Raw genomic sequence first — 15,175 nt, forward strand, 5'->3', positions numbered from 1 at the left:
AAGTATTGGGAGTTAATAAATTATATTAGAAAGAATGGAATGAAACAGAAAACTCCTGTATTTGTTGAATATAAGACTAGCTATATGGGAAGACATTATGTGGAAATGAGCGTAGGAGTGTAGCTTCCATTTTTAAAAGTATTAACAGAGGAACGGAGAAAAATTTTTATGTTTAGTGTGGCGGTACTTCTACTTTAAGAAAGGAACTCTGATTATGACAAGCTCTATTTTTGCGCAGTTTGATGGGGGGATATATAGAGTCAGTAGTATTAAAGACAATATTGTAAGACTAGTTAGCGATAATGAGCAAGATATTAAAAAAGGTTTTGTAGAAAAAGTATATCCAGATATTTATTTAAACAAAGATTCCTTGCCAAGATTATTTATAAAAGAGGTTGATAAAACCTCTTTAATTGAGTTATACAAAATTACATGGAAAGTTATTTATAAAAATGGAATTTTTGAACTAATTAATGAAAATAAACAAGATGTAATTATAGGAACATCAAATGCTAAATTAGCAAGAATATATAAAATGGATAGAGTAGATAAATATTATTATGAAAAGCAAGTTCCAAAAAATGAAGTAAAAATTATTAAAGAACGAAAAGATTTACTACTTCAAAAGTAGAAATAAAAAAGAGTATACAACAATCTAGGTAGAGATTACTTGGGTTGTTATTTTTGATTAAACTTCAGTTTCTGATGTTACTAGGGTTGGCAAACGTTAGAAGAAAATGTTCATCAGTTTTTAGATTCAAATGCACAATGTTTGAATGAGACTGTTGTCTTAAAGTAGTAGCGCCCGTTTTGCTCATCAGGCAGCAAATATGAGACAATTTGGAGTGAAAACAGGAGTTCAAGCCACAGCAAAACAGGAATGGAAGCACGTAAAGGATACGGTTCTCTCTGCAAGCCAATATAGCAAACTGAGAATAAAAAATGCCGGTGCAGTAGTTAAGGATAAATTGGCATTGGATGCTATTGAAGTGGGAAAAGCAGCTGATACAACCATTGCTAAAGTCCATCAAATTCCTTCCACTCGTCAGGTACTGGTAAAATGATCAGGTAGAAAAAATTGCATAAGCCGGATCATGCGCCTGTACAACCTAAGTCTATATAGAATGTGGATTTAAATTTATACCAACATGGAAGCTGATCTGCTAAATCAGTGTAGTTATTACTCTCTACATAGATTGTGGGATAAAAGAGGTGTTGAAAAAAAGTTTTACTCTTGAATATTAATTAGAAAAAATTGACGTAACTAATAGGTGGTCATTTTTTGTTTTTAACGTGATGAAACTATTTAGTTTACATTTTATGATATATTAGTTGAAGGTAGAAATAAATTATTAATAGATTTAAGGAAGATGAGGATGTTTTCACATATTAAATGGATTTCATTACGTGCAACATTTATAGCGCAGCGTGATGGTCAGTTACCTCCCTATTTAGGTTCAACAGTGCGTGGCTTGATAGGCCACAGCTTACGTAACATGGTTTGTCCAACTCCTAGAGTCAAATGCTTTACATGTAAACTTGCCAGCATTTGTGACTATGCAACCTATTTTGTATCGCCTAAAAATGTGGCAGGTTCTGTGAACCCGTTTGTCTTACATGTGCTAACGAAGGATAAAACAAAATGGTATAAAGGAGATATTTGTGAATTTGATATTACTTTGTTAGGTGATGCAGCAGCTAACGGTGCAATGTTGATGACGCAAGTAATCCAGCAGATTGAAAATTTGGGTTGGGGTGCAGCACGTATTCCATTTAAGTTGGTAAAAATCACGGATCCAACAACGAATCGAATGATATGGTGTGAACATCAGCTTTGGCTAAAAAATGTGCAAATTCACGAATTGAATTGCAAAGAACGACCCACTTCATTCGTATTTCTACACTTTCCAGCTCCACTTCGCTTACAAAAGAGTAAGAAACTACTCATTGTGCCTAGTTTTGAGGATATCATTCGAGCGATTACACGAAGAGTAAGTTTAATATCCCATGCCTATGCAGGGCACAAATTAGAATGGGATAGCGAAGCAATGTTAAGCGAGGCAAGAAAAGTAAAAGTGGTAAATAGTGATTGGGAACAAGCAAAATTCAAGCGTTATTCGATGAACCAAAAAAATAAAACATTAGAGGTGGATACGATAACGGGCTGGGCGTGTTATGAAGGGGATATTACGCCATTTACCCCCATTTTAGAAGCAGGCAAAGTCCTTCATATCGGTAGAAATCCAACGCACGGATTTGGTTATTATACAATTGATTATTTATGAGGTGAGAGAAATGAATGAAAAAGTCATTGCAAAATTAGCAGAAAATTATTGTAATCTTGAGCGAACGTTGATAGAGGAATTAAAGATTGACGAGCAAAGTGATGTGTCGAGTGCTGAAGAAATATGGCAACCTGTATTTCAGCGCATTGTACCAACGAAATATAATGTAGAGAAAAATGTCTATATTATTGATTCTCATAAAGAATTTTCTCAAAAAGTGAGCCTAGCGATTTATGATGAGCAGTACACACCGTATATTTTTAATTACGGTACGATTAAGTATATTCCCATTGAAGCAGTTGCTGGGGTAGTGCTATGTGAAAATGAAAATTCAAGAAAACTTATACAAAAAGAAGAAAAAAAAGAAACATGGTTGCAATCAATTCAAAAGCTAAAGACAGAAATGAATGCTTATGTGCGTATCCATTCAGGTATATTGGATATAAACGTAGATAGTTTGTACAAAAAATTCATTTGTGATAGAGAGAGGTATGAGAAACAAAAAGGAAAATGTACTGAACCAAATTGTAAGATTCGAGAACCTCAAACACAAAACCGAACATCAACCAGACCTGTTACGATTTTGTGTACTACAGCAGTAGAGGAACATTTAGAAAAAAATGAGTTTGATATTATTTTATCTGTTCAAGATGAAAAATTAAAAAAGCAAATTCCAAAAGAAAAAGATTCATTAGATGATTGGAACAAGTGCTTAAATCACTATCGTTTAGAACGTTATGGAGACGAAAAAATCAAATTGAAAACCTTAGCTGGAATAGACAATTCAGAGAAAAATAAAACGTCTGAGCGTACATTAGAGAGCTTGAATGTTATGAAAGACAATGATCAAAATGTGTTACTCTCCTTAATGTTTCAATTAAATCAACTATTAATGCTTATTAATAACCCGATTTTCTTTCCGCACCAATCGTATGTAAAAGCATTTAATGAGGTGAATAACGATGGAAGAGTTGAATAATCTAAATGAACATTATCAAAGGCTAGCAGCAACAATTTCATCTCAATTACAACTTGAAACACCTAATCATCATGTTACTTCTGGGACAAGTCGGGAATTTGTTTGGCTAGATCTTTTTGAAAGGCTTGTTCCTAAAAAGTTCAAATTAGCCCGAAGTGTTTTTATAATTGATTCGTATGGTCAAATTTCAGCTGAGGTAGATATTGCCATCTATGATGAGCAGTACACGCCGTATGTGTTTAACTATGGAGAGATGCAATTCATTCCGATTGAAGCCGTTGCTGCAGCTGTGCAGAGCAAGAGTCGAACGATGGATCGGGATACTTTGAATAATGTAACGGCTTGGGCAAAGACGATTTACCAATTAAAACCTGTTTTAAATGCTTGTGTACGTATTCAACCAGATTTGTTAGATACGGGAAAACTCAATTCACCACAAGCTCAAACAGCCACGCGTCCCATTTTAATTTTATGTACATTACATTCTTTAAAAACAGATGCAAAAAATGATGATATTTCAATTTTGCCAGATATTAAACGGAATTTTGATTTTATTTTACATTTAGATAAAGAACAACAATTTCAACTAATAGTGGATAAAGAAAAAACATTAGCTGAATGGTATAAAGAATTAAATCATTATGAGCTCAAACGTTATAATGCTGAATATAAAAAATTAAAGAAATTACAGAAGTGTGTGAAAGAAAATGGAAAAAATAGAAGGTTACAAGACTTAGAAATAATGAAGTTATCTAATAAAGAAGAAGATGAGTCAGGCAAACAAAATCCATTATTAACCTTCATGTTCCAATTCAATCAATTATTAATGATCATTAACAATCCGATGTTCTTCCCTCATCAGGCTTATGTCAATATGTTTAATAAAGCAATTCAAATAAAAGAGGAAAAGGAGCGTGTGAAACGAATGGAAGACTCAAAAGATGATTTTTTGTTAGCTGTTTATGATATTACTGGTATTCAAGACTATATTTTCGCCTCTAATCGTTTAAAAGAGAATATCGGCGCCTCTTATATTGTTGGAAAAATGGTAGAAACGCACTTTGTGGACATGTTAAAGGATAGCGTTGAGAAAGATAGGGAGGAGCTATTAAACACCAGTTGGGATAAGGAACTCAACAAAGTTTCTATTTTTAAGCATGATAAAGTGAAAGCTGAAGTCGTTTATATCGGTGGTGGTAATGCCCTTGTTATTTATCGTGATTGGAAATTATATAACAAAGTTAACCGTGCATTTGCGAAAAAAGTACTGAAAGAAAGTGCATCGCTTACCATGGTAACAGAAGCGATTGAATTTTCATTAGAAGACGGGAGAAGTTATGTTACGCTCTACAAACAACTTATGCAAAAATTAAGCGATACGAAAGCAAAGGTGGTACGGACAAACTTAAATCAAACATTACCTATTTTTGCACAAGAACCTTTCAAAGGAAATCCAATTACACACCATGTTGACGACATGAATGTATCTACGGAACAATGGTTGAAACGAAAAGCAGCAGGTGAGGACAGTTCTTTTAAAAAGTATAAATGGAAATTTGCTAAAGAAACGGAAGATTTAAAGCGGAAAAAGGATGAAGATAGTTATATCGGTGTTGTGCATATTGATGGGAATGGAATGGGCGAATGGATTCGCAGTGAATTAGAACAAATTGAAAATGACGCTCATAATCTAGAGAATACAGAAAAACTCATTACTTCTATTAAAAAACATCGTGAACTCTCTTTGCAAATTACGAACTATTTTAGGGAAGCTTTTGATAAAACAGTAGAGAAAGTCGTAAATCAATCGGATAAGAATAGTGGGAAAGAACAGTTGCCATTACGCCCGCTTATTTTAGATGGGGATGACTTTACATTTATTTGTCAAGGCGATTTGGCGATACCCTTTACGTTAAAATTTTTAAAGCAACTTAAATTGCAAAAGAATGAGTATGATATTTTTGCTTGTGCAGGTGTAGCCTTTGTACATAGTCATTTTCCATTTGATCTTGCGTATGAAATTGCAGAACAGTGCTGTCAAAATGCGAAGAAAGTTTATTACAAGGAAAGAGACAAGGGAAGAGAAAATTCTTATTTTGATTTTTATTTGGTGCGTGGTAGTTACGTGCAAACGATGGAGGAACAACGTGTAAATCAAACGCACTTAGAGAAAAAAATTTATAATGTAGCGGAGCTAGAAAAGTTGTATCACATGATGCAATGTCTAAATAGTGGTGATGAAAAAGTATGGCCACACTCACGTTTGATAGCACTTTATGAAGCATATTTGCAAAGCGAAGAAGAAGTTGAATTGGTCACGTTAGAAGCGGCGTCTCGTGGTTATGAAAAAATAGCCTCTGCAGATGAGCGTCTGCTTTTTGATGCATTGCAGTTAATGGATTTTGGGAAGGAACAGGAGTGGAAAATATGCCGAAATATGAGCTAACAATTACACTACAAAGTGACTTAAGTCCTGGAAGTGGTGATAGTATTGCAGGCGTTGTTGATCATGACATTACACATGAATATGGTCTACCAATTATTCCTGCAAAACGTATTAAAGGTGCATTGCGGGGTGTAGCAAAAGATTTAGTAGATTGGCAGGTAGTATGTAAATGTGATGTGGATAAGTTATTCGGCAAACCTGGTCAGCAGTTTAGTTCAGGTTTTAAACTATACGACGCAAAACTTGCGGATGTACCAGCGAACTATTTTGAAAATGATCAAGCCGCGTTTTCAGTTGATTATCATATGCTTTTAGCAGCAGCGAAAAAGTATGGTGCAGCCAAAATTTTACCTCTTTTCACAATGCTGTATACTAAAACAGCAACTGAAAAAGGACAAGCTGAAACAGGTTCATTACGTACAATACGTGTGATTAATCGTGGGTTAATGTTTAAAAGTGTGATGGAGTTAAAAGATAGAAAGCAAGAAGAGTTACTAGATTTATGCGCCAAAGGACTACGTCATCTAGGATATGGACGTACACGTGGTTTAGGTGAAGTAAAGTGTAAGTTAAAGAAACTATCAGTAGAAACAGGGATAAAGCACAATATATCAATAAAGAAAAATGATTTAGTTAAACAAACTAAGTTAGCTAAACAAGCAATCCGCATTACGTTGCAACAGCCAGCCTTACTAGCTGGTAGTAAAGGACTTTATTACAGTTGCATGAATTTTGTACCGGGAAGTGCTTTGCTAGGCGTTTTTGCAACGCTTTACATTAAAAAACATAATTTGAGGACGGAAGCTCATAAAGATAAGAGGTTTGCGCGTCTATTTTTACGGGGAGATGTTTCATTTGGTTACGCTTATCCAGAGGTAGAAGGCAAAGTTTTTATGCCTTGTCCAGCGCATATTCAGCGTGTGAAGAATGGGGATCGAGCGATGTTAGAAAATAAGAAGACAGAGACAAAAATTGTTTTACGAAAAATTAATTCGCTTGCTTACATAGAGGAAAGCGCAAATAAATTATGGCTATATGAGCCAGAAAAAGAATTCCGGATGCATCATTCCAGACCCGAAGATCGGCGAATAGGTCGAGCAGTAAACGATACAAAAGGTGCTGATATATTGGAAGGAGAAAAAGGACAATTTTATTACTATACAGCACTTAGTAAAGGTCAAAGTTTCGTTGGAGAATTAAAAGGTAAGCAAGAAGATATTGAAATGTTGATTTCTTTATTAGAAGAGGTGGATCATACCATCCATCTTGGTCGTTCACGTACAGCAGAATATGGCGCAGCTAAAGTAGAAGTGATAGATAAAAAACTTGATATAGAAGCATATAAAGCTCAACCAGAAGATCAGCAAGTTGCCATTTATTTAGTTACTCCTTTAACGCTTCAAAATGAAGTTGGTCGTTATGTGATAGATGTCGAACTTTTAACTGCGCAAATGGAAAGGAAATTAGGTGTTCCGTTAAAGGTTGAAAAAACGTATTTAAAAGAAACTGTATTGACAGGTTATAATGCCAAATGGTGTTTACCAAAGCAAGAAAAACCTGCTCTGGATGCAGGTACCGTTCTACTTGTATCAACGGAGGATCAAGTAGATTGGTCCATGCTAAAAAACGAGCAGTGGGGAGAGGAAACGAGTCAAGGTTGTGGGGAAATTCGTGTGTTAAAATATGAAAATATACCAGATATATTCGACTGTGAATCAGTTACTTTAAAAGCAGATCCATTAACTGATTCCGTTTATTATATTGATTGTGGAATAGAAAAGTATGAAAAAGAGAGAAGAGATAGAAAAAAAGCAATCTGTTTGGCAAAGGCAAAAGCAAATGAGTTGAAACAATATAGTAAAACAAAAATCTATCAGTTAAAGGAATATGTAGATAGTGAAAAAAGAGCATTGGAAAAGGGAGACACGAAGGACAATGAAAAAATTACTTTACCAAAAGATTTTCCAGAGGTTTTAAAAAAGTTTGCAGACGATGAGTTAATCATAAAATCTGAGGTTTTTGTTGAAACTTTCTTCCATACGATAAAATTGGAGGTGAGAAAAGATGCAAAAGAAACCAATCAAAAATAAAATCACTAAACGCACCTATATTCAAATTACCGGAAAATTAGCTTCTCCTCTTTTGGCAGGATCAGGTGAAGAAGATCGCTCTGACATGGATATTTTACGTGATTATTATGGTCGTCCTTTTCTAGCTGGTACTGCAGTGGCAGGCGCATGTCGCCAATGGTTACTGGCAAATAAGGTGAATGAAAAGGCGATCGACTCTTTGTTTGGTGCTAGGAAAAAAGCAGGAAATCAAGGAGATCAAAAGGATGAAGTAAGGATGGATGACTTCAATCAAAGTCGCATCTTTGTATCTGATGTACAATTTATAGAACCTAAGACAATAATACGTGATCATGTAAAGTTAACAGAGAATAAAACAGCAGATGAAACAGGAAAATTTAACGTAGAAGTGATTGATACAGGTGCCTCATTTGTAATGCGATTTGAGTATATAGAACGCGAAAGTACGGAGAATCAAGCGGATCAAGATTTAATCGATACGTTAATTAGTGCGATTCATCGTGGGAAATTAACATTTGGTGGGAAATCTAATCGAGGTTACGGGAAATTAGAAATTAATGAAGTGAAACGAAAACAGTTTCATTATACTAATAAAGAAACTGTGATGGAATGGTTAGACTGGTCATGGGGTAAAATGTCCGAAGAACAGCCTGAATCACTTGACAGTGACATTTACAATGAAGCTGAAGAGAAGTTTCATGTTATTATAGTTCCTCTTAAAATCAAACAAACTTTACTCATTCGTGATTATCAAACGATGGAAGAAGATCTAGATTACACCTATCTTCGTAGCAATAAAAAACCTGTTATACCTGGTACAACGTGGGCGGGTGCATTTCGCCATCGTTTACATCAAATCGTTCATGAGTTAGACGGTGATGGACAAATTGTAGAAGAGCTATTTGGTTGTAAACATGATAAGGAGCAAACGAATCCTTCTCGATTGATTTTTGAAGAATCTGTGATTGAAAATGCAAAAAAACTAACAGTGACAAGAAATGCTATCGATCGTTTTTCTGGTGAAACCATAGACGGAGCATTATTTACAGGGGAAACTGTTTGTAAAGGCCAGACAACATTAGTAATTAGTTGGCGAAAGGATAGTTCTATTGATTGCAAGATCATCAAGGGAATCATGTACTGGCTCATTAAGGATCTGACTTGTGGATTTTTAGCGATTGGTGGAGAAACAGCAATTGGTCGAGGTGTTTTTGAATTACAAGATGAAGATGCGGTTTCTACCATAAATAACGAAGCTTATCGGAAAGCAGCAATTGCATGTATTCGTGGAGGTGAATGTGGTGCGGCATCAAAAGCTTGATTCAGTAGTTACGAAAGGGCATCTGACAAAAGATGAACTAATAGAGTTTATAAGGGATACAAAGAATGGTGATCTTTATCTAGTAATAGATTATGGAGTTTACTTGGGGAAGGTAGAAGCTAGTGAAATTAAACTGTATGACGATGATGCGATTCTGGAACCACAATTTATCCAAGAAGTGCGTATCTTTAATAAACAGAAAGAAATAAAAATTTCACGTATAAATGATAGATTCGTATGGCGCGAACGTAAAGATACGAATGAAGGTAAAGAAGAAACAACTTGTTTCGATGAAACATATAAACTATGGGGACAAGTAACAGCACACAAAGAAAATTGGTCCATTTTAACAGAACAACGTGGGACTAGTATTGCCATTCCTGATTCATACGAAAAGGGACAAAAAGTAGGACTTGTTTTCCGTAAATATATTGAGTTTCAAGATTGGGATTTAGTAAATGATCAACCTTTTTCTTATCAAGTCGTAGATGATCGTTTAGTTAAATATGCATTATGGAAGGAGGAAAAGGAAAATGAATAATAAGCAAAATGGCGATCGTTTTGTTAATCCATATAATTTTGTCCCTTTAGAAGGAAAATGTGATAAAAAAAAGCGTGAGACCGGTAATTTAACAGGAAAAATAACTTGTACAATAGAAACATTGACGCCGTTGTTTATACAAGATAACCAAAATAAAGAAGAATTTTTCCATTATCCAGATGATGAAAGACCTGTTATCCCAGGCTCAGAAATACGTGGTACAATTCGAAGCGTATTTGAAGCCGCGTTTAATGGTTGTTTATCGCAAGTAAATGATGAGCCATTTCATAGACGTTCAATGGAACCAAAAAAACCTGGGTTATTATATATGACTGATGAGGGCTGGAAGCTTCAAGAATGTGAACGTGTGATGTTAAATACAACATTTTCCAAGGATAAAGATGAAAATAAACATGGAAAATTTATAAACTCCAAAAAATTACAAACAGGACAGCTTATTTATATTAAAAAATCTGAAAGTAAATATCGAACTACAAATGTTAAAGCTCGAAAGTATGTACCTAATGTTGTGCAAGACTATTCTTTTCAGCCTAAGCAGGGCTTTGATAAAGGAATAATATATCTAGGTGAACCACTTGAGGGAAAGAAACATCATGAATCTGTATTTATAGAACTTACATCTAAAGCAAATAAACCGAAAAGTTTAAAAGAACAGGACATAAATAATTTAAAGGATGTTGTATTACTCTATCTTAAGAATAGTGAACAAAACAACAAAGATAGTAAGCCAAATGATAAGAAACCTAGACGTAAACCTTATAATAGTTATTTGAAACTGCTAGACAACGCAACGATTCATCATCAGCTACCCGTCTATTATTCAATAGATTCAAAAGGTAATATTAGTCACTTAGCACCTGCTGTTTTTTCTCAAGAGGTGTATCAAAATACTTTACTTGATATTTTAAAGGCACAAGGAAATTATGAGCCTTGTGAGTGTAAAGAAAAAATATGTCCAGCTTGTCATTTATTTGGATTTGTAAATGAACAAAGTATGCAAGCATCAAGAGTCCGCTTTAGCGATGCTACTATAGAAAAAGAATTTGCATTTTTAGGCAAAATGACTCTGCCAGTATTAGGACAACCTAAGCCAGGAACAGTCGAGTTTTATACAGAAAAGCAGGATTCCGCGAAGTACTGGACGTATGATTATATTCAAGTTGGGAAAAAGCGTGAACCTTTAAAACCAAATAATATTAAAATCCGAGGTCGGAAATTTTATTGGCATCATAATCCTAAATCATATTCTTTAAAGACTACGAATAAGTCAGAAATGGAAACGACAATAAAACCTCTTAATAAAGGTAATAAGTTTACTTTTACTATTTATTTTGAGCGTCTTTCAGAAAAAGAGCTAAGCCAATTATGTAATGTATTAGATATCAACTATTCAACACAGCATGCACATAAAATAGGTCGGGGGAAGCCTTTAGGGTTTGGTAGTGTAAGGATGAAAATTAATGAGATTAAAATTCGTCAGATTAATAAAAAAACTGGAGCTTTTGAAGTAGTTAACAAGGAAAGAGCAAACTTTATGGATGTTAAAATAAATCAAAAAGCTAGTTTATTAACAATTTTACGTTTTCCACCAAGTTTTGCTGAACATTTAATTTCATACCCAGAAGTAGAAGCAACTTCCAAAAAGGAGCCTAAAAATCTGAATAAGTTAGCTTCACATCAATGGTTTACCAAAAATAGTAAGAATAAAGGTCAATTTGAAAAAGTCTTGCCTACGATTGAGGAAGAAGTAGCGACAAATGCTAGCAAATGGCTGAGGGTAATAAAAGTAGGACAGGGAAAAAAACGCACATGAACTTCTAGAAGATTCGCGCACTGTTCGGATATTTTATAATAAAATTGCTACTATGAAAAAAACATATTTCTACTTAATAGATATGCGTCAGTCGAAGATATTTCTTGGTTATTTTCTACATAGAGAATGACATAGTTGGAGATGGCTAGTTTTTAATATATATTTTTCCTTCACTGGATAAAAGTGCAATTGGTTAGATTGTTTGATATGGAAATCGTACAGATCGTTTTTTCTGTATCTAGTTTCTGTTTCAAATCGTAAGTAAAACAAAGGCAATCAATATTTAAAGTCATCATAATAGATAAAAAAATTATCTACTGTTAGATAAACAAATAATTAGAAAAATCTTTGGACAATCAATAGTAAAGATAGTTATTTACGTGCGTGAACCCAAGCTCACATGGAACTTCCGGGAGGGTTCGCGCGTTTTTTTGCACCTCAAACACAAAAATATAGTACGCTTATTTAGCAAGTATTTAGAACTAGTAAAAATGTCATGAAAAATTGCTAAATGTATCCGATTTCACGAAGTGGTTTATGTTATATTCATGTTTAGAACATTCAAGCAAAAATAAAAATTATAGGAGTGAAAGTAATGAAAGCAGCAGTATGGTATGCCAAAAAAGAAATTCGCGTTGAAGATGTAACAGAACCAGTAGTGGAACCAGGGGAAGTAAAGATTAAAGTAGCTTGGGCAGGTATTTGTGGAAGTGACCTTCATGAATATGTTGCTGGACCGATTACGATTCCAACAGAAGAGCCGCATCCTTTAACCAATAAAACAGCTCCAGTAATTATGGGGCATGAATTTTCAGGAGAAATAGCAGAAGTCGGTGAAGAGGTACAAACTTTAAAAGTCGGTGATCGTGTTGTCGTTGAACCGGTTATTTCTTGTGGGGAATGTAATTCTTGTCGCCAAGGATTTTACAATAATTGTGAACGTATCGGGTGCTATGGGATGTCTGGTGTTGGGGGCGGATTTTCTGAGTATGCAGTTGTACCAGAAACAATGGTACATAAAATTCCAAATAAATTAAGTTATGAACTGGCGGCTCTAGTTGAACCTATGGCAGTGTCTTTGCATGCAGTTAGGCAAAGCAGATTAAAAGCGGGAGATTCCGTAGCAATATTTGGAGCAGGACCAATAGGTTTATTAACTATTCAAGCATGTTTACTTGCCGGAGCAGAAAGAGTATTTGTTGTTGAATTGTCTGAAGAACGGAGAAAAGTGGCAGAAAAGCTTGGAGCTATAACAATTAACCCATCAGAAGTTAATACCGTTGCAGAAATTTTAAACCAAACCAATGGAGGAGTAGATGTCAGTTTTGAAGCTACTGGGGTTTCTATTGTACTGCAGCAAGCCATCGATAGTACAAAAATGGCTGGTGAAGTAGTAATTGTCAGCCTTTGGGAATCAAATCCTGAATTAAGTGCCAATACGGTTGTATTTAAAGAGATGAACATTGTAGGGTCAATCGGTTATAGAAATATTTTTCCTACAGTAATTCATCTTATTGCTGAGGGACGATTGCAAGTGGCTGACCTGATTTCGAAAAAAATAGATTTAGATGATATCGTCGGTGAAGGCTTTGAAACATTACTGAACGATAAGTCACAAGTAAAGATATTAATCAAGCCATAGATTTTAACAACAAAACGCCAACTATCCATGGTTGGCGTTTTGTTATGTGTCCCCATGAAAGCTCTGATTTTTAAATAAGGAAGAATTAAAAACGATAATCTCGAAGTCTTACTAGAGCTTACATTTTATATGCACTTACCTTTCTCATTATTGTCAGCTCCTAAGATTAGTAAATTAGCGATTCCGAGGAGCGTATACTTCCCGATTTTTAATATTCATATACTTCGCTAAGATTATTTAAAATTATAGGCTGTAACAATTTTATCTCGTCCAGTTACGTGGTCGTTGTAATATTCGAATAAGCAAATGCCGAGAAATGAACCAGATATATTATATATATTTGTGTAGCCTAATTGTTGTAAAGCCATGACGGCATTATAGCTTCTTTGACTTGAACGGCAATGAACATAAACAGGTTTATCTTGAGGAATTTCTCCTAATCTGTCTCTTAATTCGCTTAAAGGAATATTTACAGCATTTTTTAAATGCCCTTTTTCATATTCGTGTTTTTCTCTTACATCTATAATAAATGCATTATTTTCTATTAATTCTCGGACTTTTGTTACAGGTACTTGTTTAAATTCTCCATTTAATCTGTTTAATGCAACTAATGCAGCAAGGTTAACAACGTCTTTTGCTGTACCGAACATTGGAGAATAACAAAGCTCCAGCTCTTTTAAATCTTCTAATGTTCCACCCATTGTTATCATAGCGGCGATAACATCGATCCGCTTGTCTACATTTCCTTTTCCAATTGCTTGAGCGCCTAAAATTTTACCGGTTGGATATTCATAAATTAATTTAAAATGTAGAGGATGACTATTTGGCATTAAGCCTACTTTATCGTTGGGCATAATATAGACGAAATCATATTTAATTCCGGCACGCTGTGCGTCTTTTTCATTAAGTCCAGTAGATGCTGCATTTTGCTCAAATACATGAATACAAGAAGAACCAATAACTCCTTTATATTGATGTGGAATACGATAAATGTGATCAGCAGCGGCTCTGGCTTGTCTTTGTGCTGGACCAGCTAAAGCTAACCTGGTTGGTTGGTGAGTTAATTGATGATAGACTTCAATAGCATCACCAACTGCGTAAATATTACTATCATTAGTAAGATAATTATGGTCGACTTTGATGCCTCCAGTTTCACCAATTTCTAGTCCGGCATTTTTAGCTAAGTTAGTTTCCGGTTTTACACCAATAGCTAATACAACTGCATCTGTATTCACTGTTTTTCCAGATTGCAATTCAATATGATTCTCTTCCACCTTTGCCAGTCCATCATTTACGTTAAGATCAACGCCTTGGTCAATCATTTCCTTATGGAGAATTTGCGCCATATCATAGTCAAATGGAGCCATAATTTGCTCGCTAAATTCAATCAATGCTACATCTAAACCAGCTAGTCGAAGGTTTTCAGCTACTTCGACGCCAATAAATCCCCCGCCAATGACGGATACATGTTTAACCTTGTTTTGTTTTACATATGCATTCAGTTTTTCGATATCTACTACATTTCGCACTGTAAATACGTGAGGTCGGTCAATACCCGGTAAATTAGGAACAATTGGATTGGCTCCGGGTGATAAAATTAATTTGTCATATGCTTCTTCATAAGTTTTGTCAGTGGCTAAATCTTTTACCGTAATCGATTTGTTATTTCGATTAATGGCGATGACTTCACTGTTCACTCGAGCTTCAATGTTGTATTGCTTCTTAAAACGCTGTGGATTCATAACAATAAGCTGGTTGCTGTTTTCTACGATCCCACTTAAATGAAACGGTAATGAACAGTTAGAAAAAGATACATGTGGTCCTCTTTCAAACATGATGATTTCTGCATGTTCATCTAATCTTCTTACTCTGGCTGCAGTAGAAGCGCCACCGGCAACACCGCCGACAACGACTATTTTTTTACTCATTTGTCTATCTCCTTAGCTAATGTATTTTGGATGCTTTATTAAATTTATGGTTGTTTAATCGAAAATAAAGAATTACCAGCCTAGCTGTTTTGAATATCGTTGGATGTAG

General features: G+C 34.9%; 11 protein-coding genes. 10 read left to right on the forward strand and 1 reads right to left on the reverse strand.

What is annotated here, in order from left to right; genetic code table 11:
• The first annotated feature begins 214 nt into the window (after nt 1-214).
• The 10 genes from KQI21_RS06265 (at nt 215) to KQI21_RS06310 (ending at nt 13,138) form a co-directional block, all read left to right on the forward strand.
• Nucleotides 215-631, forward strand: a complete 417-nt coding sequence (locus KQI21_RS06265; RefSeq protein ID WP_216483272.1) for a UCP033725 family protein — start codon at nt 215-217, stop codon at nt 629-631.
• Nucleotides 632-830: 199 nt separating this feature from the next.
• Nucleotides 831-1,064, forward strand: coding sequence for a hypothetical protein (locus KQI21_RS06270; RefSeq protein WP_216483274.1), 234 nt, complete (start codon nt 831-833; stop codon nt 1,062-1,064).
• 312 nt (nt 1,065-1,376) lie between these two features.
• The gene (cas6, locus tag KQI21_RS06275) at nt 1,377-2,285 is read left to right on the forward strand and encodes a CRISPR system precrRNA processing endoribonuclease RAMP protein Cas6 (protein ID WP_216483276.1); all 909 of its coding nucleotides are present in this window, start codon (nt 1,377-1,379) and stop codon (nt 2,283-2,285) included.
• Between the two features lie 10 nt (nt 2,286-2,295).
• A complete protein-coding gene (locus KQI21_RS06280; protein WP_216483277.1) occupies nt 2,296-3,264 on the forward strand; it encodes a DUF6602 domain-containing protein in 969 nt (322 codons plus the stop codon).
• Nucleotides 3,248-5,710 carry a DUF6602 domain-containing protein gene (locus tag KQI21_RS06285; protein WP_216483279.1) on the forward strand — a complete coding sequence of 821 codons (2,463 nt, stop codon included), beginning with the start codon at nt 3,248-3,250 and terminating at the stop codon, nt 5,708-5,710. Before KQI21_RS06280 ends, KQI21_RS06285 begins: the two co-directional genes overlap by 17 nt.
• On the forward strand, nt 5,692-7,800 hold the full coding sequence (locus KQI21_RS06290; RefSeq protein ID WP_216483281.1) for an RAMP superfamily CRISPR-associated protein: 2,109 nt from the start codon (nt 5,692-5,694) through the stop codon (nt 7,798-7,800). The genes KQI21_RS06285 and KQI21_RS06290 overlap by 19 nt, the downstream gene beginning before the upstream one ends.
• The gene (locus tag KQI21_RS06295; RefSeq protein WP_216483282.1) at nt 7,775-9,121 is read left to right on the forward strand and encodes an RAMP superfamily CRISPR-associated protein; all 1,347 of its coding nucleotides are present in this window, start codon (nt 7,775-7,777) and stop codon (nt 9,119-9,121) included. The genes KQI21_RS06290 and KQI21_RS06295 overlap by 26 nt, the downstream gene beginning before the upstream one ends.
• A complete protein-coding gene (gene csx19 / locus KQI21_RS06300) occupies nt 9,102-9,662 on the forward strand; it encodes a type III-D CRISPR-associated protein Csx19 (protein ID WP_216483284.1) in 561 nt (186 codons plus the stop codon). Before KQI21_RS06295 ends, csx19 begins: the two co-directional genes overlap by 20 nt.
• On the forward strand, nt 9,655-11,496 hold the full coding sequence (locus tag KQI21_RS06305) for a TIGR03986 family type III CRISPR-associated RAMP protein (RefSeq protein WP_216483286.1): 1,842 nt from the start codon (nt 9,655-9,657) through the stop codon (nt 11,494-11,496). Before csx19 ends, KQI21_RS06305 begins: the two co-directional genes overlap by 8 nt.
• 595 nt (nt 11,497-12,091) lie before the next feature.
• Nucleotides 12,092-13,138: a 2,3-butanediol dehydrogenase gene (locus KQI21_RS06310; RefSeq protein ID WP_216483288.1), complete on the forward strand. Its 1,047-nt coding sequence runs from the start codon at nt 12,092-12,094 to the stop codon at nt 13,136-13,138.
• 233 nt (nt 13,139-13,371) lie between these two features.
• Here KQI21_RS06310 and KQI21_RS06315 read toward each other — a convergent pair whose 3' ends face one another.
• A complete protein-coding gene (locus KQI21_RS06315; RefSeq protein ID WP_216483289.1) occupies nt 13,372-15,066 on the reverse strand; it encodes an FAD-dependent oxidoreductase in 1,695 nt (564 codons plus the stop codon).
• Nucleotides 15,067-15,175: the final 109 nt, after the last annotated feature.

The organism is Virgibacillus proomii, assembly GCF_018916875.1.
Lineage (GTDB): Bacteria > Bacillota > Bacilli > Bacillales > Amphibacillaceae > Virgibacillus > Virgibacillus proomii_B.